The 22,150-nt window shown below is 69.8% G+C and carries 22 protein-coding genes and 1 pseudogene; 9 read left to right on the top strand and 14 right to left on the bottom strand.

Annotated features, from left to right (window positions below):
- Positions 1-41 precede the first annotated feature (41 nt).
- The 4 genes from I5G_RS04135 (at position 42) to I5G_RS20485 (ending at position 4,745) form a co-directional block, all read left to right on the top strand.
- The gene (locus I5G_RS04135; RefSeq protein ID WP_022877931.1) at positions 42-872 is read left to right on the top strand and encodes a sugar phosphate isomerase/epimerase; all 831 of its coding nucleotides are present in this window, start codon (positions 42-44) and stop codon (positions 870-872) included.
- The gene (locus I5G_RS04140) at positions 869-1,996 is read left to right on the top strand and encodes a Gfo/Idh/MocA family protein (RefSeq protein ID WP_022877932.1); all 1,128 of its coding nucleotides are present in this window, start codon (positions 869-871) and stop codon (positions 1,994-1,996) included. Before I5G_RS04135 ends, I5G_RS04140 begins: the two co-directional genes overlap by 4 nt.
- 576 nt (positions 1,997-2,572) lie before the next feature.
- Complete coding sequence (locus I5G_RS04145; protein ID WP_022877933.1) at positions 2,573-3,040, top strand: GNAT family N-acetyltransferase; 468 nt, start codon at positions 2,573-2,575, stop codon at positions 3,038-3,040.
- A gap of 190 nt (positions 3,041-3,230) precedes the next feature.
- Positions 3,231-4,745, top strand: a complete 1,515-nt coding sequence (locus tag I5G_RS20485; RefSeq protein WP_022877934.1) for an HNH endonuclease signature motif containing protein — start codon at positions 3,231-3,233, stop codon at positions 4,743-4,745.
- A gap of 263 nt (positions 4,746-5,008) precedes the next feature.
- Here I5G_RS20485 and I5G_RS04155 read toward each other — a convergent pair whose 3' ends face one another.
- From I5G_RS04155 to I5G_RS04185, 7 genes are all read right to left on the bottom strand, one after another.
- A complete protein-coding gene (locus I5G_RS04155) occupies positions 5,009-5,740 on the bottom strand; it encodes an MBL fold metallo-hydrolase (protein ID WP_022877935.1) in 732 nt (243 codons plus the stop codon).
- Positions 5,740-6,096 carry a VOC family protein gene (locus I5G_RS04160; RefSeq protein ID WP_022877936.1) on the bottom strand — a complete coding sequence of 119 codons (357 nt, stop codon included), beginning with the start codon at positions 6,094-6,096 and terminating at the stop codon, positions 5,740-5,742. Before I5G_RS04160 ends, I5G_RS04155 begins: the two co-directional genes overlap by 1 nt.
- Positions 6,097-6,117: 21 nt before the next feature.
- Positions 6,118-8,343 carry an alpha-xylosidase gene (yicI, locus tag I5G_RS04165; RefSeq protein ID WP_022877937.1) on the bottom strand — a complete coding sequence of 742 codons (2,226 nt, stop codon included), beginning with the start codon at positions 8,341-8,343 and terminating at the stop codon, positions 6,118-6,120.
- On the bottom strand, positions 8,343-9,230 hold the full coding sequence (locus I5G_RS04170; RefSeq protein ID WP_022877938.1) for a carbohydrate ABC transporter permease: 888 nt from the start codon (positions 9,228-9,230) through the stop codon (positions 8,343-8,345). Before I5G_RS04170 ends, yicI begins: the two co-directional genes overlap by 1 nt.
- Positions 9,227-10,192, bottom strand: a complete 966-nt coding sequence (locus I5G_RS04175) for a carbohydrate ABC transporter permease (protein ID WP_022877939.1) — start codon at positions 10,190-10,192, stop codon at positions 9,227-9,229. The genes I5G_RS04170 and I5G_RS04175 overlap by 4 nt, the downstream gene beginning before the upstream one ends.
- A complete protein-coding gene (locus I5G_RS04180) occupies positions 10,192-11,517 on the bottom strand; it encodes an ABC transporter substrate-binding protein (RefSeq protein WP_022877940.1) in 1,326 nt (441 codons plus the stop codon). Before I5G_RS04180 ends, I5G_RS04175 begins: the two co-directional genes overlap by 1 nt.
- Positions 11,518-11,654: 137 nt before the next feature.
- On the bottom strand, positions 11,655-12,671 hold the full coding sequence (locus I5G_RS04185) for a LacI family DNA-binding transcriptional regulator (protein WP_022877941.1): 1,017 nt from the start codon (positions 12,669-12,671) through the stop codon (positions 11,655-11,657).
- Positions 12,672-12,906: 235 nt separating this feature from the next.
- On the opposite strand from I5G_RS04185, the gene I5G_RS04190 reads away from it, so the two are divergent.
- Positions 12,907-13,521, top strand: coding sequence for a hypothetical protein (locus tag I5G_RS04190; RefSeq protein WP_022877942.1), 615 nt, complete (start codon positions 12,907-12,909; stop codon positions 13,519-13,521).
- A gap of 24 nt (positions 13,522-13,545) precedes the next feature.
- Here the strand turns inward: I5G_RS04190 and I5G_RS20490 are convergent, their stop codons facing one another.
- Positions 13,546-14,241, bottom strand: coding sequence for an alpha/beta fold hydrolase (locus I5G_RS20490; RefSeq protein ID WP_022877943.1), 696 nt, complete (start codon positions 14,239-14,241; stop codon positions 13,546-13,548).
- Between the two features lie 153 nt (positions 14,242-14,394).
- On the opposite strand from I5G_RS20490, the gene I5G_RS04200 reads away from it, so the two are divergent.
- Positions 14,395-15,042 carry a GntR family transcriptional regulator gene (locus tag I5G_RS04200; protein WP_022877944.1) on the top strand — a complete coding sequence of 216 codons (648 nt, stop codon included), beginning with the start codon at positions 14,395-14,397 and terminating at the stop codon, positions 15,040-15,042.
- Positions 15,043-15,069: 27 nt separating this feature from the next.
- On the opposite strand, the gene pdxH is transcribed toward I5G_RS04200, so the two are convergent.
- Positions 15,070-15,711 carry a pyridoxamine 5'-phosphate oxidase gene (gene pdxH, locus I5G_RS04205; protein WP_022877945.1) on the bottom strand — a complete coding sequence of 214 codons (642 nt, stop codon included), beginning with the start codon at positions 15,709-15,711 and terminating at the stop codon, positions 15,070-15,072.
- 213 nt (positions 15,712-15,924) lie between these two features.
- Here pdxH and I5G_RS20495 point away from each other — a divergent pair.
- Positions 15,925-17,000: pseudogene (locus tag I5G_RS20495) on the top strand (alkene reductase).
- A 55-nt stretch (positions 17,001-17,055) separates the two neighbouring features.
- Here the strand turns inward: I5G_RS20495 and I5G_RS04215 are convergent.
- Positions 17,056-17,412, bottom strand: a complete 357-nt coding sequence (locus tag I5G_RS04215) for a nuclear transport factor 2 family protein (RefSeq protein WP_022877946.1) — start codon at positions 17,410-17,412, stop codon at positions 17,056-17,058.
- A gap of 114 nt (positions 17,413-17,526) precedes the next feature.
- Between I5G_RS04215 and I5G_RS26685 the strand changes: the two genes are divergently transcribed.
- Complete coding sequence (locus I5G_RS26685) at positions 17,527-18,057, top strand: MarR family winged helix-turn-helix transcriptional regulator (protein WP_022877947.1); 531 nt, start codon at positions 17,527-17,529, stop codon at positions 18,055-18,057.
- Between the two features lie 83 nt (positions 18,058-18,140).
- Entirely contained in the window at positions 18,141-18,926 is a 786-nt protein-coding gene (locus I5G_RS04225) for an SDR family oxidoreductase (RefSeq protein WP_022877948.1), read from the top strand.
- Positions 18,927-19,000: 74 nt separating this feature from the next.
- On the opposite strand, the gene I5G_RS23880 is transcribed toward I5G_RS04225, so the two are convergent.
- From I5G_RS23880 to I5G_RS04245, 4 genes are read right to left on the bottom strand one after another with little or no spacing between them, the layout of a single operon-like run.
- Positions 19,001-20,188 carry an ABC transporter permease gene (locus I5G_RS23880; RefSeq protein ID WP_148286394.1) on the bottom strand — a complete coding sequence of 396 codons (1,188 nt, stop codon included), beginning with the start codon at positions 20,186-20,188 and terminating at the stop codon, positions 19,001-19,003.
- Positions 20,185-20,898 carry an ABC transporter ATP-binding protein gene (locus tag I5G_RS20505; protein ID WP_036326210.1) on the bottom strand — a complete coding sequence of 238 codons (714 nt, stop codon included), beginning with the start codon at positions 20,896-20,898 and terminating at the stop codon, positions 20,185-20,187. The genes I5G_RS23880 and I5G_RS20505 overlap by 4 nt, the downstream gene beginning before the upstream one ends.
- Before the next feature lie 3 nt (positions 20,899-20,901).
- Positions 20,902-21,735: a hypothetical protein gene (locus tag I5G_RS04240; RefSeq protein WP_148286395.1), complete on the bottom strand. Its 834-nt coding sequence runs from the start codon at positions 21,733-21,735 to the stop codon at positions 20,902-20,904.
- Positions 21,723-22,124 (bottom strand): hypothetical protein, encoded by a 402-nt coding sequence (locus tag I5G_RS04245; RefSeq protein WP_148286396.1) that lies wholly within the window; start codon positions 22,122-22,124, stop codon positions 21,723-21,725. Before I5G_RS04245 ends, I5G_RS04240 begins: the two co-directional genes overlap by 13 nt.
- Positions 22,125-22,150 lie beyond the last annotated feature (26 nt).

Below are 22,150 nucleotides of genomic sequence, written 5' to 3' on the forward strand. Positions count from 1 at the left end.
GGCCCCTTCGGCCCTCAACGACGACCTGTAGAAGGACTCCGATGACCACCTCCCTCCCCGAAGCCTCGGTGCAGCTGTACGCGCTGGCATCCGAGTTCTCGGCCGACATGTCGGGCTCGCTCGACAAGCTCGCCGGCCTCGGCCTCCGCAACGTCGAGGCGTTCGCGTTCGTCGACCGTCCCGCGGAGATCCGGGCGGCCCTGGATGCCAGCGGCCTGGCCTCCCCCACCGGCCACGCCCCGCTGCTCAGCGACGAGCTGTGGACGCCGGACGGCTCGATCCCCACGCCCGCGCCCGAGGTGGTGTTCGAGGCGGCCGCGACGATCGGCATCCGGACGGTCATCGACCCGTTCGTCTCGCCCGACCGCTGGCTCACCGAAGAGGGCGTCGCCGACATCGCCGAGCGCCTCAACCGCGCCGCCGACGTCGCCGCGACCTTCGGCCTGAGCGTCGGCTACCACAACCACGCGCAGGAGTTCGTGGCCGACTTCGCCGGCCAGACGGCGTACGAGCGGTTCGTGGAGCTCACCGACGAGCGCGTGCAGCTCGAGCTCGACCTGTTCTGGGCGCTGACCGGCGGCCAGGACGTTCCCGCGCTCGTCGCGAAGCTCGGCGACCGCCTCACCGCGGTGCACGTGAAGGACGGCGTCGTTCCGACGATCAACCCGTGGGGACCGGATGCCGGGGAGATGTCGTCCGCGACCCTCGACCAGCGTCACGCCGGCACGGCGGACGTGCCGCTCGCCGAAGCGCTGCGCGCCGGCACGGGCATCGAGTTCGCCGTCATCGAGTACGACCGCGCGCCCGGCGACGTGTTCGCCGACATCGCCGCGAGCCTGGCGTTCCTGAAGGACGGCGGGTTCGTCGCATGACCCGGCCGCTCGGAGTCGGCGTCATCGGCGCCGGCGTCATCAGCCAGACGTACCTCGAGAACCTCACGTCGTTCCCCGACGTGGACGTCGTCGCGGTCGGCGATCTGCTGCCCGATCGCGCCCGCGCGAAGGCCGACGAACACGGCGTCGCCGCGGCCGGAACGCCCGACGACGTGCTGGCGAACCCCGATGTCGACCTGGTCGTGAACCTCACGATCCCGCAGGTGCACGTCGAGGTGTCGTCGGCGGCGATCGCGGCGGGCAAGCACGTGTGGACCGAGAAGCCCATCGGCCTCGACCGCGACGCGACCCGCGCGCTCCTCGCGCAGGCGGATGCCGCGGGCGTCCGCATCGGCTCGGCCCCCGACACGCTGCTCGGACCCGCATTCCAGACCGCGAAGCGCGCGATCCAGGGCGGCGTGATCGGCGAACCTCTGTTCGTGCAGACGTCGTTCCAGACGCAGGGGCCCGACCTGTGGCATCCGGATCCCGCGTTCCTCTTCGCCCGCGGCGCCGGACCTCTGCTCGACATGGGGCCGTACTACTTCTCGGCGCTCGTGAGCCTGCTCGGTCCGATTGCGGCGGTCACCGCGCGCGGCTCGCGCCCGCGTCTCGAGCGGACGATCCACACCGGCCCGCGCGCCGGCGAGACGTTCCCGGTCGAGGTTCCGTCGACCGTGCAGGTGCTGACGTCGTTCGCGGCCGGGCAGCACGGCACGCACCTGCTGAGCTTCGACTCCGCGCTCGAGCGCCACGGCGTCGTCGAGATCCACGGATCCGAGGGCACGATCCTGCTCGCCGATCCGAACCGCTTCGAGGGCCGCATCGCGTACGTGAAGCCCCTCGGCGTCTTCCGCGACGGTATGAAGACCGAGCAGGAGTGGATCGAGATCCCGAACGAGGGCGTCGTCGTCGGCCGCGGACTCGGCGTGCTCGACATGGCCCGCGCGATCGCCGCCGACCGCCCCCACGTCGCGACCGGCGAGCTCGGCTTCCACGTGCTCGACGTCATGCTGTCGGCCGAGGAGTCGTCCGCCACCGGCCAGACGCTGGAGATCGGCAGCACCGTGGCGCCCGTGCCGCTGCTCGACGAGGGCTTCGACCCCTTCGCGCGGACGCTGTAACCGCTCGCAGCATCGTCCGCGCGGGCGCTGTTATCGCTCGCGGCCGTTCCCGCCCCGGGGTGTCTTGTGGATGCCGCGGGGCGGGGGTGTGTTCAGGGGCGGTTTTGCGCGGGGCGCGGGGGCGCTGGGGCGCTGGGTTGTTGCGGGGGTGATGCCGTGGTTGCGGGGGCGGCGGGCGCGCTGGGGTGGTCGCGGGGGCGATGCCGTGGTTGCGGGGACGGCGGGGCGCGCTGGGGTGGTCGCGTGGGCGGGGCGTTGCGCGCGGATGCCGCGGCGCCCCGGGCGTGCGGAGGAGATCCGGCCAGCAGAGGGCCATCCGCCCGGCATCCACCCTCCGCTCCCCGAATCCCCTCCCGTCGCGTGACGTCAAGAAGGCCGCACGCAGTGCGTACCGAAACCAGTGCTGAGCCGGAACCCGGATGCCACGGCCCACCGCGAGCGGAGGAAATCCGGCCAGCAGAGGGCCATCCGCCCGGCATCCATCCTCCGCTCCCCGAATCCCCTCCCGCTGCGTGCCGAATGGTGAGGGCGGGCGCGGGCACGCAACCCGAACGGCATGCGTGCTTGACTCGATTGGTGGATCTCGAGCGGTGCCGTCCGGAAGATGTCGGGGCGCTGACGGCGTTTCTCGAGTCGGTTGACCTCACGCTCAGCGGCCTGGACGCACCGAGCGTGCGACTGTGGGTGGAGCGCGATGAGACTGGTGCGATCGTCGGCAGCACCGGGTATGAGATCAGCGGCGACGGTCATCACGCGCTGATCCGCAGCGTCGCGGTTCGGCCGACGCATCGCTCCCGCGGGAGCGGCAGTGCCCTCGCGAGCTTCGCACTGACGCGCGCCGCCGAGGAAGGGGCGCGCACGGCCTGGCTCTTCAGCCGCCGCTCCGGGCCGTTCTGGCAGAGCCTGGGGTTCGAACCCGCCGACCGCGACGAACTCGCCGCGGCACTCGCTGATACGCATCAAGTGCGGCTGTTCCAGCGAACCGGGCAACTGGGGCGCGAGGTCGCGTGGTCGCGGCCGCTGGGAGGGCGCACCGGCGCGTGAATAGGCCGGACCGTGAGTCTTCGAGACTTCACCCGCAGCGCTTCCTGCTACGGAAATCGAAGGTCGCTGGCGATTTCCACGGATCCACAGACGCCGCACCCCTTCTACACATCGGGTGACGCGGCGGATCTGTCCCCATTTCGGCTCGTGGGCCGGGTTCGATGTCGGAGGCCGTCGCTAGCATGCACACATGTCTTTCGATCCGGTTCCGACACCGCCCGATAAGGGGGCTTCCGCTCTCTCGGCGGTGTTGGTCGAGGTGCGCGGAACGGATGCCGAACTCGCCTCCGCCGAAGCCCGACGCACGCGGGCGTTGGCCCGCGCAGGCCGCCTCGCCCTGAACGCGTCCGCGGGGGTGCGGGCGTCGGGGAGAGCGGCGGAGTTGGCGTTGCGGGAAGTCGCGTCCGAGATCGCGGCCGCGGAGTGCGTGTCGGATCGGAGTGTGCAGGCGCAGATCGGGCGGGCGATGACCCTTGCCGACGACTTCCCCGTCACCCTGGACGCGTGGGAGGCGGGGGCCCTCACGCGGACGCATGTGCGGGTGATCGTGGATGCCGGGACACCCCTGCCCCCGGAGCGGCGTGGCGAGTTCGACGTGCTCGCCGTCGCCACCGCCGACGGATTGAGCCCCGGACGGTTGAAGGCCCGTCTGGCCGCGTTGGCGGAGTCGCTGCAGCCCACGACCCTGACCGAACGGCACCACCGCGGCCGCGAAACACGGTGCGTGCGCGTCGTGCCGGGGGAGGACGGGATGTCCGACCTGATCGCGACGCTCCCGACGGTGCTGGCGGTGGGGATCTACGACCGGCTCGTGCAACAGAGCGCCGCGATCATCGACATGCGACGAGATGTCGGGCGCGGTGACGCCTCAACGGGAGAACCCGCGGGTAGCCGTGAGAGTGGTGACGAACGCGGTGGCACCAGTGGCGCCGCAACGACTGCCGCGCCCGACACGCAGATCCCTGATATTCGAACGCTCGACACCAGAACGGGCGACACCCGGACCGCCGATCAGGTGCGCGCGGACATCCTCGCGGATCTGCTGCTGACGGCTGCACCGGATGCCGACCCCACCCGTAGCGACGATGGCCCCGGCACCCTCGGTACGATCCGGGCGCGGGTGCAGGTCGTGGTCCCGGCGTTGACGATGCTGCGCCCCGGGACCGAGAACTCCGATCCCGCTGACCTCGTCGGCCACGGACCCATCGACGCCGGCACCGCCCGCGCCTTGGCCGAAGCCACCCCGGTCCCCTGGGACCGGGTCATCACCCACCCCGTCACCGGGGAGGTGCTCCGCACCGACACGTACCAGCGGACCACCGCGATCGATCGGCACCTCCGCGCCCGCGACCGCCACTGCCGATGGCCCGGGTGCGTCGCCCCGGCCGTGCGCTGCGAAGTCGACCACACCCACGACTGGGCCCTCGGCGGACCCACCGACGTCACCAACCTGGCGCACCTGTGTCAAAGACACCACACCCAGAAACAGTTCACCCGCTGGACGGTCCGACAACTCCCCACCGGGGTCCTCGAGTGGACCTCGCCGACGGGACGCGTCTATATCGACGAACCCCTCCCGTACTCCCCAGCAGTCAGATTCCTCCCCGACGACCCCACCCCACCGCCGCCACCCGCGACCGACCCGCCACCCCCAACCGAACCGCCAGACCCTGCCGGCCATGAACGCGAACCAGCGCCGCTCTGAAACCGTGCGTCAGCGCGCCCGGGCGGACAGGCGAGTGCACGCGCCGGCGCGGCCGCCCGAGCCAGGTGCGCTCCGGCAGGGCGGAGCCCCGCGGGTGGCGCGCCCAGCAGAGGGGCCCGGGGGCAGCGCGCCCCTCACGGCGAGCGAGGGCGACGCGCCCGCAAAGGCCCGCTGGGGCCGGCCCCCAGGACCGCGCACAAGACGCGCGTACCTGACGCCAGAGCGGGGCACAGCCCGCGAGCCCACGAGCCCTCGCTGGGCATCTACCCCAGCAGCACCCGCAGCCGCTCGTACTCCTCCGCCATGCCCGGGTTCGCGCGGCGCGGGTCGCGCGACTCTCCCATCTCCCGCACGTCGGCGAGGTACCGTCGGTCGGCCTCCAGCCGCGCGAGCGCATCCGAGCCCACCGAACCGTGCCCCGGGATCACCACCCGCGCCGCGCGCGCGAACGGCTCCAGCACGTCGAGCGCCCGCTCGTACGCCGGAACGTCGTCCGGATCGAACGGCAACGGCAACTCGACATCGCTCAGCATGTCGCCGGCGACGAGCACCCGCGGCCCCGGCAGCCAGACCGCCGTGTGCCCCGGAGCGTGCCCATCGTGCACGACGAGTTCGACGTCGAACGCGGGGGAGCCGGCATCCACCCGGCCCATCAGCTCGACAAGTTCGGCGGGGAACTCCGACCCGAGCGCGGCGACCAGAGCGTCCCGCTCGACGACCGCGAGCTCAGCCGTCCGCGCCGACGCCCACCGCGGCACATCGCCGAAGAAGGGATGCCACAGCAGATGATCGTGATGCGCGTGGGTCGCGAACCCCTCGGCGACCGTCAGCCCCCGCTCCCGCAACGCGGCGGCGAGCGCGTCGAGTTCGTCGGGCAACCATCCGGGATCGATCAGCAACGCCCGACCGGATTCAACGACCACCGTCGTGTTCGTCTGCATCACGCAGCTCGTGGCGGCGAGCACGTCCGGCGCGACCTCACGGAGGGGAACCATCACGATGCCATGTCGATCACGCAGAACCGATTGCCCTCGGGGTCTTGCAGGATCACGTAGTCCGCGTCATCCGGCCGGCCAGCCCAGTGCACCTCCGTCGCGCCGAGCGCCAGGAGTCGACGTACCTCCGCCGCTTGGTCGTCGGCGTAAAGATCGAGGTGAATCCGCGGCGGGAGGACCCGTTCCGAACGCTGCGCGTCGAGCGACAGGTTCGGCCCGGCGCCGTCTGCCGCGTGCAGCAGCGCGAAGTCGTCGTCGATGGGCTCCCGCACGGTATACCCGAGCGCCGCCGACCAGAACCGGATCTGGGCGTGCAGATCATCGACACGGATGACGATCGACCCGACGGTGAGCATGCCGCCAGCGTACGTCGGGCCCTACTCCGTCACCTCCGCGCGGTCCACGCGGAACGTCTCCGCCCGCCCGTCGGGAGCTGTGACCGTGACTTCCGCGATGCCCGAGCCCCCCGGGAACACGCGCAGCGTGAGCCCGTCGAGGTAGTCGTAGTCGGGGCGGTCGTCCCGCGCGCCCCACGGCAGCACCGCACCGGGCCGGACATACAGCGGCAGCGAGTCGAAGCCGTGCGTCTCGCGACGCCAGCCGCCGCCGGTCACGCGCTCACCCGTGAGCAGGTGCGTCCACTCCCCGGCGGGCAGGTAGAACGTCACGTCACCGGATGCCGAGAACACCGGCGCCACGAGCAGGTCCGGGCCGAGCATGTACTGCCGGTCGAGGTGCAGCGTCGTGGGGTCCTCGGGGAACTCCAGCGCCATCGGCCGCATGACCGGCACGCCCGTCGCCGCGGCCGCGCGCGCCGCCGCGTAGAGGTACGGCATGAGCCGCAGCTTCAGGCGTGAGAACTGCCGTGTCACGTCGACGGCTTCGTCGTCGAACGCCCACGGCACCCGGTACGAGTCCGATCCGTGGAAGCGACTGTGCGACGACAGCATCCCGTACGCGACCCAGCGCTTGAACACGGCGGGGTCGGGCGTGCCCTCGAACCCGCCGATGTCGTGGCTCCAGAACGAGAACCCGCTCCACGCGAGCGACAGGCCGCCGCGCAGCGTCTCGGCCATCGACGCGAACGTCGAGGAGTTGTCGCCGCCCCAGTGCACGGGCATCGTCTGCCCGCCCGCCGTGGCCGACCGCGCGAAGAGCACGGCCTCCCCCTCGCCGCGCTCCTCGACGAGCACTTCGTGCACCGCAGCGTTGTAGAGCTGCGCGTACAGGTTGTGCATGCGCTCGGGGTCGGTGCCGTCGAAGTACACGACGTCCGTGGGGATCCGCTCGCCGAAGTCGGTCTTGAAGCAGTCCACGCCCTGCGCGATGAGGCGCCGCAGGTACGACTGGTACCAGCGCACGGCATCCGGGTTGGTGAAATCGACGAGCGCCATGCCGGGCACCCACAGGTCCCACTGCCACGGCGTGCCGTCCGGACGCCGCACGAAGTACCCGTTCGCGACACCCTCGGCGAACAGCGGCGAGCGCTGCGCGATGTACGGATTGATCCACACCGAGACGCGCAGCTCGCGGTCGTGGAGGCGTTGGAGCATGGCATCCGGATCCGGGAACACCCGCTCGTCCCACGTGAAGTCGGTCCAGTTGAACTCGCGCATCCAGAAGCAGTCGAAGTGGAACACCGACAGGGGCAGGTCGCGCTCGGCCATCCCGTCGATGAACGAGTTGACCGTCGCTTCGTCGTAGTCGGTCGTGAACGACGTCGTGAGCCACGTGCCGAACGACCACGCCGGCACGACCGGCGGCCGCCCCGTCAGCGCGGTGTAGCGCTCGAGCACGTCCTTCGGGGTGGGTCCGGCGATGACGAAGTACTCGAGCGCCTCGCCCGAGACGGAGAACTGCACGCGCTCGACGTTCTCCGACCCGATCTCGAACGACACGTGTCCGGGGTCGTTCACCAGCACGCCGTACCCACCCGACGACACGTAGAAGGGCACGCTCTTGTACGCCTGCTCGCTCGACGTTCCGCCGTCGGCGTTCCAGATGTCCACGGTCTGGCCGTTCTTCACGACGGGTCCGAAGCGTTCGCCGAGGCCGTAGATCGTCTCACCGACGCCGAGGTCGAGCTGCTCGTGCACGAAGTGCCGGGAGAACGGCACGCCCGTGTCCGCTCCGGCGTTGGAGATCACGCCGCTCTCGACGTCCGCCCCGTCCGCGAGACTCACACGCCCCAGCGACCGGTGGCCGCTCCCGGTGACCCGCCGCCCGTCGACCTCGAACGCCAGGTCCCACGGCGCTCCCGGCGTCACGCGCGCGGTGAGCCGGCCGGCGGTGAGCGTGCCGCCCGCGACGTCGACGGACCCGCCGCCCACGACCGCCCCCGGCAGCGCGAAGCCCGCGGACCGCCGCGCGCCGTCGTGGTGCACGATCCGCACCCGGACGACGCCGTCGAGCGGCGACGACAGCGTCACGGTGAGCACGCTGCGGTTCAGCACGTCACCGCGCTTGGCGATGACCTTCGTCGGCGCGTGCACGACCAGCCCCGGCCCGTCGGCGGTGTCGGTCCGCTCGATGTCGTACGCCTCGGCGGCGTAGTCGACGGTGACGCCCGGCCGCATGAGCCAGAAACCATCGGTGAACTTCATTACTTGACTGCTCCTGCCGTGATGCCGCGTGTCAGCGTGCGCTGGAAGATGAGGAAGAAGATCAGCGTCGGGATGATCCCCAGAAGCGCCGACGCGCTGATCGTGGTGACATCCATCAGTCGGTCGCCCTGCAGCACGCTGATGGCCACGGGCACGGTCTGGTTGTCATTGGATGCCAGGAACGTCAGGGGGATCAGGAACTCGTTCCACGTCCAGATGAAGAAGAAGATGACGAGCACCGACAGCGTCGGGCGGCTGATGGGGAAGACGACCCGCCACAGGATCTGCCATCGCGTCGCGCCGTCGATCGCGGCGGCCTCGAGGATCTCGCGCGGGAACGTGCCGTAGACCGACGACAGCAGGTACGTGCCGAACGCCGCCTGGATCACCGTGAACACGATGATCACCGACAGCACGTTGTCGTACAGTCCGACGGATTTGAACATGTAGTACAGCGGGTACAGCAGCGCTTCCTGCGGGAGCAGGTTCGCGAGCAGGAACAGCAGCACGATCCCGGTGCGGCCCCGCACGCGTCCGATGCCGATCGCGAAGGCGTTCAGCACCGAGATCAGCACCGCGAGCAGCGCGACGACGCCCGAGATGAGGATCGAGTTGCCCACCTTGCGGGGGAAGTCGACGCGGTTCCAGAAGTCGATGATCCCGGCGAAGTCGAGCTGCTGCGGCAGGGCGAGCGGCCCCGACGTCGCGTAGTCCACCGGCGACTTGAACGAGTTCACGAGCACGAGGTAGAACGGCGCGAGCACGAGCAGCGCCCCGACGACGACGAGTGCGAGCAGCAGCCAGTCGACCGGGCGACGGCGGGTCATGCCGCCCCGGGCGCCGCGACGCTGCGCGCGTCCCGTGGTGATGACGGCGGTGGCGGTCACAGTCCGGCCCTTTCCTTGCGTTCGAGCGAGGTCTGCACGCGGATGAACACGATCGACACGATGACGACGAGGATCGTCAGCACCGTCGCGATCGTCGCGCCGTAGCCGACGTTCCGCTTCGTGAAGAACTCGAGGTAGGCGTAGTACGCCGGGACGATGGTCGAGCCCGCGGGCCCGCCCTGCGTGATGACGTACACCGGGCCGAACACCTTCAGCGCCGCGATCGTGCACGTGAGGGTCACGACGAAGATCTCGGGGCGGATGATGCTGACCGTGATCGCGGTGAACCGCTGGAACCAGTTGGCCCCGTCGAGTTCGGCGGCCTCGTACAGCTCGGGGTCGACCCGCTGCAACGCGGCCATGAAGACCACGACCGGGTACCCGATCTGCACCCACACGAGCACGACCATGAGCACGATGAGCGCCGAGGGCATCTGCCCGAGCCAGTCGTACGACGGGATGCCGAGCCCGCCCAGGATCTGGTTCAGGGCACCGGTGTCGCCGGGCCGGACGATCCAGCCGATGACGATGCCGGCCACGGCGACCGGGAGGATCTGCGGCAGGTAGTAGGTCGCGCGGAGGAAGCTGCCGACCTTGCCGCCGAACTTGCGACCCACGACGTCGAAGAGGAGCGCCGCGAGGGCGAGCCCGACGACCGTGGGCACGACGACCATCGCGAGCACCATCCACACCGAGTTGGTGAAGGAGGTCCAGAAGTCCTCGTCGCCGAGGAGCTTCACCCAGTTGTCGAGGCCGATGAACTCGGGGTCGCCGACGCCGCGCCACTTCGTGAAGGTGAGGAACACGTTCCACACGAGCGGCACGACCACGATCACCAGCAGCAGCACGAAGCCGGGCAGCAGGTACAGCCAGTACCCGGCGGTGCCGCCGCTGCGTTGGGGGATGGCCGGCTGCTCGGGCGGGAGTGCCACCCGAGCAGCCGGACGGGTCAGAAGAGCCATCAGCGGAAGTCCGCCGTGCCTTCGTCGTACTTCTTACCGAGGTTGGTGTCGGTGGTCGCGGCATCCTGGCTGCCGGTCACCAGGCCCTGCAGCTCCTGGACGAGCACGTCGTAGAAGCCGGGCGCGGGCCAGTCGGGGTAGAACGACAGACCGTCGTCCTCGAGGATGCCGTTGAACGTGTCGATGAGCTCCTTGCTCTTGGCATCCGTGATGTCCGCGGTGTTCGCCGCGACCGGAACGCCGCCGTTGTTGCCGATGATCGCCTGGATCTCGGGGCTCATCGTGATGTCGATGAAGTCGTACGCGAGGTCCTTCTGCTTCGAGCGCTCCGGCACGACCCAGAGGTTGCCCGACGATCCGAGCGACAGCTTCGAGCCGGGGAAGGCCGACAGGGTCCAGTCGAATTTCGCGTCCGAGGCGAAGCGGCCGTACCACCATGAGCCCGACACGAAGATCGGCGAGGTGCCGTTGATGAACGAGACACCGGCGTCCTCGGCCTTGACCGACGAGACGTCCTTGGCGATGTAGCCCTTGTCGACGTAGTCCTTCAGCGTCTTCGAGGCGTAAGTCACCTCGGTGCCGTTCCAGTCGACCGGGTTCTTGTACAGCTGGTAGTCGTCGACCCACGAGCGGTCGGCCTTGGTCAGCGCGAGCTGGTACCAAAGCTGTCCGAGCGGGTACTCGGCGCCGGCCTCGGCGAGGGGCGTGATGCCCTTCGCGACGAACGCGTCGAGCACCTTCACGAACTCGTCGTACGTCTTCGGCACCTCGAGGCCGGCGGCCTTGAACGCGTCGACGTTGTAGTAGACGCCGACGAACTCGCCGTAGTTCGGCACGCCGTACCAGGTGTCGCCGCCCATGACGCCGTCGGAGGTGTACTTCGCGGTGGTCTGCAGCGACGGGGCGAGCTTGGCATCCCATCCGTGTTCCTTGACGGCGTCGCTGATGTCGGCGATCAGGCCCGTGCTGGCGAGGAAGCCTGCGGTCGCGTTGCCCTTGTTGAACTCGAGGAGGTCGGGCGCGGCGTCGGTGTCGAGCACCTGGCTGGCGGTCTTCTGGATCTGCTCGAAGGACTTCTCCTCGACCTTCACCTTCGCTCCGGTCTTCTCCTCGAAGATCGGGATGGCGGCGTTCCAGGCCTTGGCCATCGCGCTGTCGGCACCTTCGTAGTGCCAGAGCGTGAGGGTCTTGCCCGCACCGTCGGTGGAGCCGGCGTCTCCGCCTCCGCCGCCGCTGCAGGCGGAGAGGGCGAGGGCGGCGACGGCGACCGAGCCGATCGCCGCGAGGGCTCGGGTCGCGCGTCGTTGTGCGTTCGTGCGTGCCATCGTTGGCACTCCTTTCACTGTGATCCGCTGGTTCATGGGTGTCCGCTAGCGGGGGCGGATGCGTCGATGCCGGTGTCGAAAAGCTGTCGAAGCGCTTCGATAACGGACGAACGACGCAGGCTGTGGAGTTGGGAGGGTCAGGCGGAAGGGGCCGCGGCGACGGAGCCGCGGTCCAGGTAGGTCGGTGGGATGAGATGGAGACCGGATGCCACGGGCCGACCGGCGATCAGCTCGATGGCGAGGTCGACCGCGAGTTCGCACGAGCTCTGCGGTACGAGCGGGATGGAGTCGACCGGCGTTGGCAGCGTGTCGGTGTCGAAACTGCTGCCGACCGACACGATCGAGACGTCGTCCGGGACGCTCTTGCCGAGCGCGGCGAGTTCGACGAGCACGACCTGCAGCACCTCTTCCGGGGCGTGCAGGACGATCCCGGTCACGCCCGCGGCGACGAACTCGCGCACCGAGGCGCGCACGTGCGCGCGATCGGTGACGACCTCCCCGGATGCCACGGCCCGCGCGTTCATCCCGCGCTCGGTGGCGCGATCCGTGACGGCCGACCGCACGCGGGGCGGGAAGTTCGACTTCTCGTACGCGCGCCGCGACCCGCCGATGAGCCCGATCTCGCGATGCCCGGCGTCGGCGAGCCGGTCGACCGCGTCGATGGCCGCGCGCTCGAAGTCGAGGTCGACGCACACCAGGTCGTCGTGGTCGTTCGGGATGCCGACGAACAGCGTCGGCATGCCGCTGGAGCGCGCGATCTCGACACGCGGGTCGTCCGGGGCGACGTCCAGCACGAGGATGGCATCCACGAGTCCGCTCGCCGCGACCCGCTTCATGCCCGCCGACGCGTCTTCGTCGGTGAGGAGGAGCATGTCGTAGTCCTTGCGGCGCGCGGCGACGGTCATCGCGTGCATGAACGCCATGTGGCTCGGCGCGTGGCTGTCGGCGCGCAGCGGCTCGGACAGCGCGAAGATGTTCGTCTGGCTGCCGGCGAGCATGCGGGCACCGGCGTTCGGGCTGTACCCGAGCTCGTGGACCGCGGCCTGGATGCGGCGGCGCGTCTCGGCCGACACCGGACGCTTGCCGCTCAGCGCGTAGGAGACCGTGCTGATCGACACGCCCGCAGCACGGGCGACCTCGTCGATCTTGGCCATCGCGACTCCTTCGTAGCTTTGTCGATGCGCTTCCGGGAAGCGCTTCGACGGCAAAGCTAAACCACGTTCGGCATCGAGCGCAAGAGGTAAGTTGGCGCGGGCAACAAAATCGGGGGTCGCTGCCGGCCCCGGGCGAGCAGAGGAGATTCGGGCAGCGGAGGCGCCTCGGGCTGGCATCCATCCTCCGGTCCCCGGATCTCCTCCCCCACCGGACGCCTCCTGGCAGACTGCGGGGATGACCCGCCACACGATCCTGCTCGGCGTCGAGGGAGTCCTGCTCGTCGAGATCGACTCCCGCGACCGCGCCTACACGGCGTTCAGAGAAGATCGGGACTACGCGCCGCTCCCGGTTCCCGACGACGGCGCGGTGACCCCCGACGGCCGGTTCTTCTTCCGCCTCCCGATCGTCGACGGCATCCGCGAGCTGGCCGCCGCGGGCGCCGACATCGTCTGGCACACCCGCCGCCTGACCGACCCCGAGGCCTTGCGCGTCCTCGCGGAGCACCTCGGTCTCGCCGAGACGGTCCGATTCCCGGATGCCACTGAGCTCCCCGCCGCCCCGACCACCGACCCCGTCGACGTGGGACCGAACGTGCTGTGGGAGCACTGGAAGGTGCAGGCGCTGATCCAGCGCGCCCGCGATCTGCCCGCGGGCCATGAGGTCGTGGTCGTCGACTCGACGCTCGACTTCACCGCCCATCGGATGCCCGACGGAATCGCCCGCCGATCCCGGCGGAAGGATGCCGATGGCATCGGCGGCGTGAAGACGGTCGACGTCGTGGGCCTCGACGAACCACGCCTCAACGTGCTGCGGGCGTGGGTCGCCGGCGGGGCGGTACCGCGGATCTGACGCGGCACACACCCCCAGGGTGGGTCAGCGAGCGACCGCCTGCGCGGCCGTCGCGATCACGTCGGCGACCGTCTCGGCCTGCGAGATGAACAGCGCGTGGCTGCCGGGGACGTTGGTGATCTCGGCCCCGATGCGGCTGGCCATGTGCTGCAGCATCGCCTGGTCGAAGGCCTTGTCCTCGGTGGCGATGACCGCCCAGCTGGGCTTGTCGCGCCACGCGGCGTTCGTCACGGCCTCGCCGAAGACCGACATGGCCACCGGCACCTGGCTGTCCGCCAGGAACGCGGCATCCTCTTCGCTCAGATCGGCGGCGAATCCGGCGTGGAATGCGTCGCGGTTGAGGAAGCCGAAGCCGTCGTCGGCGACGTCGATGACGAACTCGGGGGTCGGCGCGAAGCCCTCGTACTGCTGACCCGACGACTCACCCGCGTCGGGGGCGATCGCCGAGACGTAGACGAGTCCGGCGACGTTGGGGTGGACGCCGGCCTCGGTGATGACGGTGCCGCCCCACGAGTGCCCGACGAGGATCGCGGGCCCGTCCTGCTTGTCGAGGACACGCGTGGTCGCCGTGACGTCGGCCTCGAGCGAGGTGAGCGGGTTCTGCACGATCGACACGCGGAAACCGCGCGCGGTCAGCAGGTCGTAGACGCGCCGCCAGCCGGATCCGTCAGCGAATGCGCCGTGGACGAGGACGACGTTGGTGATGTCCTGCTCGGTCATGGTTCTGCCTTTCAGGTGCGGCTCTCGCGGAGCCGGGGTCGGTGACGACATGGCTTGTAACGTCAGTGATACGCAATATATTGCATATCCAACGGGAGTCAACACCGCGGTCCCTGATTTGCTTCCCACCGCGAAGGCGTCGCAATATATTGCATGCCGATTCCTCAGCAGGTTCCGGGCGTGGACCGCTCGCTCCTCCGCGACGACGTTTTCCGGCGCTTGCGAGACGCGATCGTCGACGGGACGTTCGAGCCCGGCGAGCAGTTACGCGACGCCGAACTCGCGGAGTGGTTGGGCGTCAGCCGGACGCCGGTGCGGGAGGCCCTGCTGCGCCTGGGCGCGTCCGGGCTGGTGGTCGCGAAGCCCGGCCGTTCGACAACCGTCAGCACGATCGACGCGAAGGCGGTGCGCGACGCGCGCGACGTCGTCGCGGCGATGCACCTGCTCGCGGTCCAGGGCGCCGCGGTCGACGAGACCGACATCGAGCGGATGCGCGAGGCCAATCAGCGCTTCGCCGAAGCTCTCGACGCGGGCGACATTCCGGCGGCGATGGATGCCGATGAGGCCTTCCATCGCATCCCAGTGGCGGCCCTCGGCAACACCGCGATCGAGTCCGTGCTCGACCAGTTCGGTCCGGTCGTGCGCCGCGCCGAACGCGTGCGCTTCATCGAGCACGGCCGCGAGTCGCTCGAACGTCACGAGCGGCTGATCGCCCTCCTCGCCGCCGGCGACACGGCCGGCGCATCGAACCTGACGTTCGAGACGTGGCACTCGCTGGTGGTCGACGCCGCGTCCGACTGACCTCGGTGGCAATGCCTCACCGGGGATTCACGGCTGCCGCCGCACCGCCACCCAGCCGTCGCCGTCGCGTGTGAACACAATCCGGTCGTGCAGCCGCGACGGGCGCCCCTGCCAGAACTCGATCTCGTGCGGCTCGATGCGGTATCCGCCCCAGTGCGGCGGCCGCGGCACGGGCTGGTCGTCGCCGAACCGCGCCTCGACGGCGGCCATCCGCTCGTCGAGAGCGGCTCGGGATGCCACGGTCTCCGACTGGTGACTCGCCCAGGCCGACAGCTGCGAACCGCGCGGGCGCGACGCGAAGTACGCGTCATCGCGCTCGGCGGCCAACGGCGTCGCCGTGCCCAGCACGATGACCTGCCGCTGCAGCGCGTACCAGGGGAAAAGCACCGACACCGCCGGGTTCCCGGCGAGCGCGCGCCCCTTCCGCGACTCGCGGTTCGTGAAGAACCACAACGCGCCGTCATCGTCGATTCCGCGCAGCAGCACCGTGCGCGAGGTCGGTGCGCCGGTGGCATCCACCGTCGAAACGACCATCGCGTTCGGTTCGGGCAGGTCGGCGGCGTCGGCCAGCCACCGCTGGAACAGCGCGATCGGCGAGGCGGCGAGCGCGCGGTCGTCGAGTTCGGCGAGCGTGTAGTCGAGCCGGTGGGCGAGGGGGTTCTCGGTCATCGCGCGGTCCTCCGGTGGGGCTCGGGAGGCACCATCGTACGGCCGGCGGGGCAGTGCGAGCGGAGGAGATTCCGCGTGCGGAGGACGAATCGGGCGGCATCCGTCCTCCGCTCACCGTTTCTCCTCCGCTCTTCCCGCCGACGATGAGGAATACCCGCCACACGCAGCGGGTTGGGAACACGCGGCCCTGTTCCCCCACGAAAGGACACCCGCGTGAGCCTGTTCAGCCCCACCACCGTCGGCGCCGTCGACGTCCGCAACCGCGTTTCGCTCGCCCCGATGACCCGCCTGCGCGCGAGCGCCGACGGCGTTCCCGGACACCTCATCGCGACGTACTACGCGCAGCGCGCGAGCATCGGCCTGCTGGTGACCGAGGGTGTGTTCCCGAGCGCCGAGTCGAAGGCGTACCCGGGCCAGCCGGGCATCGTCACCGACGCGCAGGCGGCCGGCTGGGCGAAGGTGGCGGATGCCGTGCACGCCGAGGGCGGGACTGTCTTCATGCAGCTCATGAACGGCGGACGCGTCTCGCACACCGGCATCACCGGCACCGACCGCATCGTCGCCCCCTCGGCGATCGCGATCGAGGGCGAGACCCGCCTCGCCGACGGCTCGAAGGTCGCCTTCCCCGTGCCGCACGCGCTCGAGACCGCAGAGCTCGCGACCGTCCGCGACGAGTTCGTCGCCGCCGCCCGCCGAGCCGTGGATGCCGGAATCGACGGCGTCGAGCTCCACTCGGCGAACGGCTACCTGCTGCACGAGTTCCTCTCCCCCGCGTCGAACCAGCGCACCGACGGCTACGGCGGGTCGCCCGAAGCTCGCGCTCGTTTCGTCATCGAGGTCGCGCAGGCCGTGGCAGCCGAGATCGGCGCCGGCCGTGTCGGCATCCGGATCTCCCCCGCCCACAACATCCAGGACGTCTGGGAGAAGGACGACGCCGAGACCCGCGCGACGTACGAGGCGCTCATCGCCGGACTCGCGCCCCTGGGTCTGGCGTACCTCAGCGTGCTGCACCACGACCCGGCGAGCGAGCTGATCCAGGACCTCCGCCGCGCCTTCGGTGGCACGTTCATCGTNCACTCCGGGCTCTCGCGCGTCACGACCCGCGACGAGGCCGTCCAGGCGATCGACGACGGCATCGCCGACCTGGTCGCCGTCGGACGCCCCGCGATCGCCAACCCAGACCTCGTCACCCGCTGGCAGCGCGCGCCGACGAGAACGAGGTCGACCAGGCGTCGGTCTACGGCCCCGACGAGCGCGGATACACGGACTACCCGTTCCTCCAGGACTGAGCACTGGATGCCAAAGGGCCCCGCGCGATCCGTTCGCGCGGGGCCCTTTCGCCGCTCAGGACGCCGGCGGGGCGAAGTCGAGCCGCTCGATCTTCCCGTCCTCGGAGACGTGGAACTGGTACTCCAGCTCCGCCACGCCGCCGGGGAAGTCGCCCTCGAGGCGGTACGACGCCCCGACCATTCCGTCGACCTCGCGTGCGCCGAGGAAGGTCAGCGTGGTCGTGAAGAGGTGGATGGACCCGTCGATCCAGCCGCGGATCTCGTCGAGACCGCGGAAGGTCTCGCCCTGGTCGGAGACCACGGCGTCGACGGTGAACAGGGCGGCGACCTTGTCGGCATCCCCTCCCTGCCATCCGTCCACGAAGCCCTGGGCGGCGGCGGGGAGTTCGGTTTCTTGCAGCGTGGTGCTCATGGCGTTTGCCTTTCGATGAAACTGTCGTACAGGACACTAAACCCAACTACTGTCCCACGAGACATATTCCCGATGGTGTCCTATGCGACAGCAGGCGCTCGATACGATCGACCCATGGGCACTGATGCAGACCTCGACGCGTCGCGCCCGCGGCGCGCGAGCGACTTCCCGTACCGCTCTGAGCTGCTGGCCAACCTCAGCGCGCTGATCCTGCTGTGGGACTCCCCCCGCTTCCAGGGCGAGATCCTCGCGAAGAGCGGCGAGGTCATCGACCAGCCGGCGCACGCCACGCTCCGCCACCTGCTGGCCTGGGGGCCGATGCGCCCCTCCGCTCTCGCCGACGTCTTGGGAACGGGCGCGTCGTACGTCAGCAAGATCGTCCGCCGACTCGAGGCGGACGGGTGGGTGGAGCGAACCACCGACCCGTCCGACGGGCGCGCGACGCTCATCGCCCTCACCGCGGACGGCGAAGTCGCCGCCCATGGTGTGTACGCGCTCGGCGACCGGATGATCGCCGAGGTCCTCGACGGATGGTCCGAGCAAGACGTTCAGGCCTACACCGACTTGACGGCGAAATTCGTGAAGGATGCCATCGCCTCGGGCGAGCGCATGCTGGAGCGCGGCCTCCGCCCCCTCGACACGTAAGCACCCTCGGTGGTTCCCGTCTCCAGGGACAGCATCCGTGCTACCGTCCTGGAGGACAGCAACTGACGCAAAGGGGAGCACGCATGCCGAACTCGGATCGCGACCGACTGGACGGCCGCCGCACGCTGGTCAGCGGGGGAACGAAGGGGACGGGACACGCTGTCGCCGAGCGCCTGCGCGAGCTGGGCGCCGACGTGTGGGTGTCGGCCCGCTCGATGCCCCAGGGCTACGCCTACCCCGACCGCTTCATCGCGGCCGACACCTCCACCACGGCCGGCACCGACCACGTCGCCGCCGAGATGCAGAAGGTCGGCGGCGTCGACATCCTGGTGCACGTGGTCGGCGGCTCCTCTACTCCGGCGGGCGGCTTCGCGGCGGTGCCCGAGGAGAAGTGGATCGCCGAGCTCCAGCTGAACTTCCTGGGTGCCGTGCGCCTGGATCGCGCGCTCATCCCCGGCATGATCGCGCGAGGGTCGGGCGTGGTGCTGCACTTCACGTCGATCCAGCGCCAGATGCCCCAGTGGGAGTCGACCCTCCCCTACGCGGCGGCCAAAGCTGCGCTCCGCACGTACAGCAAGGGTCTCGCGACCGAACTCGCCCCGAAGGGCGTGCGCGTGAACGCGGTCAGCCCCGGAGGCATCAGTACCGAAGGCAGTCAGGGCTTCTACGAGCGGATCGCCGAAGCCAACGGGATCACCCGGGATGCCGCGGTCCAGCGCGTCATGGACTCGCTCGGAGGCGTCCCCCTCGGAAGGTTCGCCGAGACGCAAGAGGTGGCCGACCTCGTCGGCTTCCTGGTCTCCGACCGCGCGTCGGGAATCGTCGGCACCGAGATGGTGATCGACGGGGGCACGATCCGCACGGTCTGAGTCGACACCGGATGGACCGGATGCCACGGCGGGCGGTGTCACGAGGGTGATGTCGTCCGCCGGGCGAGGTTCGGTCACTCTCGCAGAGCCAGCGCGACCGGCAGGCGGGCCGCCTTCATCGCGGGAACCGCGGCGCCCGCGATCGCCGTCAGCGCCGCCGCGACGCATCCGACCACACACGCCATCCACGGGAACGGCGGAGCACCCACGACCGATCCCGCGGGCACCAGGGAGGGCGCGACGGCGTAGACGAGAACCACCGCGGCGCCCGTCGCGACGACTGCGACAACGGTCGCCATGGCGAACGACGAACCCATCACGAGAAGGAAGACGTCCCGGCGATTCGCGCCGATCGCGCGCCGGATGACGAGCTCCCGCGATCGTTCGCCGACCGCCGACAGGCCGACGTTCAGCAGGCCGATCGCGGCGACGAGCAGCATGACGACCGCGAAGAGCGTGAAGATCACGCTGAGGGTTTCGATCTGAGCTGCGACCCGCCACGTCGTGTCGGTCCGCACCGCCGGCGACGAGAGAGCCAGGCCGAGGTCCGCTGCGGCATCGGCTACGAGCCCCGCGCTCGCCTGCTCGGCGATGGTGGGGCTCGTGACCCTGACCGTGAGCGGCCCGAGGTCCGACGTACCGAGGAGCGAAGCGTAGGCGCTGAGATTCCCGTAGCCCTTCGGGTCTGTGCCCCCGTCGGCGATCACTGCGGCCACGGTGAACAGCGCTCCTCGCGCGTCCGGGGAGGTCCCCAGGAAGAAGGATGTGTGTTCGGGGAATCCGAATTGGCGCGCAGCCACCTCGTTCACCGCGATCGTGGGAGGGAATGGTTCGTCGGCGAGAGGAAATCGCCCGTCCGTCACGGCGAGGCGTCGTACGGATGTGAGGTCGCCGGCATCCCATTCGATGTCCAGGACGCTCGCCGCTTGATTGTTCTCGAACTCGGCGGGCGTCCGGAGGAAGACTGTCGACTGGCCACTCACGACCGCCTGGCCCGCGTTCCCGAGGCGAGTGTTGAGGACATCCACCAACGCTCGGCCGCCGGGGCCGAGATCCTCCTGGGGAACGTCGACCTGCGCGGTCATCGTCACCGCCCGCCCGCCGGTCTGCTCCTCGTAGGCGACGAGCATGTCGCCGGCGATCGAACTCGCCGCCGAAACCCCGACGAGGGCGAGCACGCCGATGAACATGGTGCCCGCCGACAGCAGATTCCTCAGGCGATGGCGGCGAAGATCCCGGAGCGCGGCGACGAGCGCTCTCACCGCAGACCCCCGGGAAAGGGGGCGGAATGATGCGGGTACAACGCTCCGTCGAGGAGGTGCCACTGGCTCTCCGTGGAGTCAGCGATCGCTGGATCGTGCGTCACGATGACGAGACCACTCCCGGAACCGACCGTGGCATCGCGCAGGACGCTCATCACCTGATGACCCGTATCGACGTCCAGGGCGCCGGTCGGTTCGTCGGCGAGGATGAGCCGCGGGTGACGCACCAATGCCCGCGCGATGGCGACACGTTGTTGTTCCCCACCGGAGAGCTGCGCCGGCTTACGCGCCGCAAATGACGTCATGCCGACGAGATCGAGCGCCCTGTCGACCGATCTCCTCATCTCGCGCGGCCTCGGACTCGGGCCGAATGAGAAGGGCAATTCCACGTTCTCCCGAACGGTGAGGTGCTCGATGAGCGAATAGTTCTGGAAGACGAAACCCACCAGAGAGTTGCGGAGCCGGGCCGCCTCCCTGTCGCGGAGGTTCGACACGTCGGTCCCCGCGATCGTGAGTTCGCCGCCGTCCGGACGATTCATCAATCCCAGGATGGCGAGCAGCGTGCTCTTCCCGGACCCCGACCTGCCCAGGATCGCTGCGGAGGTGCCTTCACGGATGCGAAAGGAGACGTCGCGCAGAATGGACAGTCGCTCCCCACTGGGGAGACGGACCGCGGCAGTGAGATCCTTCGCCACGACGACGTCGGCCAACACCTAGCCGACCCCCGGCGGAAGTCCCGCGACCGTGTCTCCGGCTTCGAGGCCACTGACGATTTCGATGTAGACGCCATCGGTGAGTCCGAGCCCCACGGTGATCGTCTCGCGGGAGCCATCGGGATTCAGCCGCGAAACCCGACCTTGCCCGGACCTTCCCGACACAGCCTGCAGCGGAAGGGTGAGCACGTCGGCTCTGCTTCCGGTGTTCAGGCCCACCTTGGTTTCCAGGCCCGACGCCACGGCGGCATCCAGGGGCAGGAGGCAGAGGACGCCGACGGCCTCTTTCGCGTAGGGGACTGGGGCGGTCGGAACGAGCTGGCAAACGACACCCGAGGGACCGCCCGTGACGTTGACGGTCGCGGTGACCGCCCCCTCGTAGAGCCTGTACTGCTCGGAGACGGGGACATCGACAACCACCCCGAAGCCCCGGTACGCGACGACGGCGATCGGAATGCGCGGAACGACTTTGGTCGCATCCGCCGCACGCATTTCCGCGATGGCGCCGGGCGCGGGCGAGACAACGGACTGCCCGTCGACCCGTGCGATCTCGTCACCCGCATCGACCGAGCTCCCCACCGCGGATCGGTCCGTGTAAGCGACCTGCCCGGCCGCCGGCGCCTCGACCAGGAATTCGGGGTTCGGCACGATCGTGCCGCTCAGAACCACCGTCGAAGTGAGTGACCGCCTCTCCACCTGGGCCATGGCCGGCGGCGCCTCGACTCCTCGGTCAGGATTCGCGGCCTGCTGCGCGGTGCATGCCGTCGTACATCCGCCGACGACGGCAGCTGTGACGAGCGCGGCGGCGAATCGAGCCCGCGTCATGCCGGGCAATTGGCACTGATATCGGCTTGGATCTGCGAGGCGTCGCCGAGTTCAGCCGCTTCCAATGCGGCCTCGAACGGGACCTGCATGCTGGCGGGGTCCCACGACTGCTGGTACGTCTCCGTGTCCTTCACGGAGGCGTAGACCGAGAGAGCGTGCGCGGCTTTCTCGTCGTCCACACCGCGAACGGCGAGCCACTCCCGGCCCCACGCGCAGTTCCAGAAGTACACCGCGCGATTCGCCCCGAATCCCTGCTGGTACATCTCATCCGTGCCGTCGAATGGCACGTCGGGATACTCCCTGCCCTCGGGGAGCGCGAGGGTCGCCGCGGTCTTCGCATACTCCGCCACCGTGGCGTCGTAGTCGAGGATCGTGGTCTCGTGGGATTCATCGTCCACCGCATCCGGGGAAGCACTCGCGCACC

The sequence above is a fragment of the Microbacterium sp. B19 genome, from assembly GCF_000333395.1.
GTDB lineage: Bacteria > Actinomycetota > Actinomycetes > Actinomycetales > Microbacteriaceae > Microbacterium.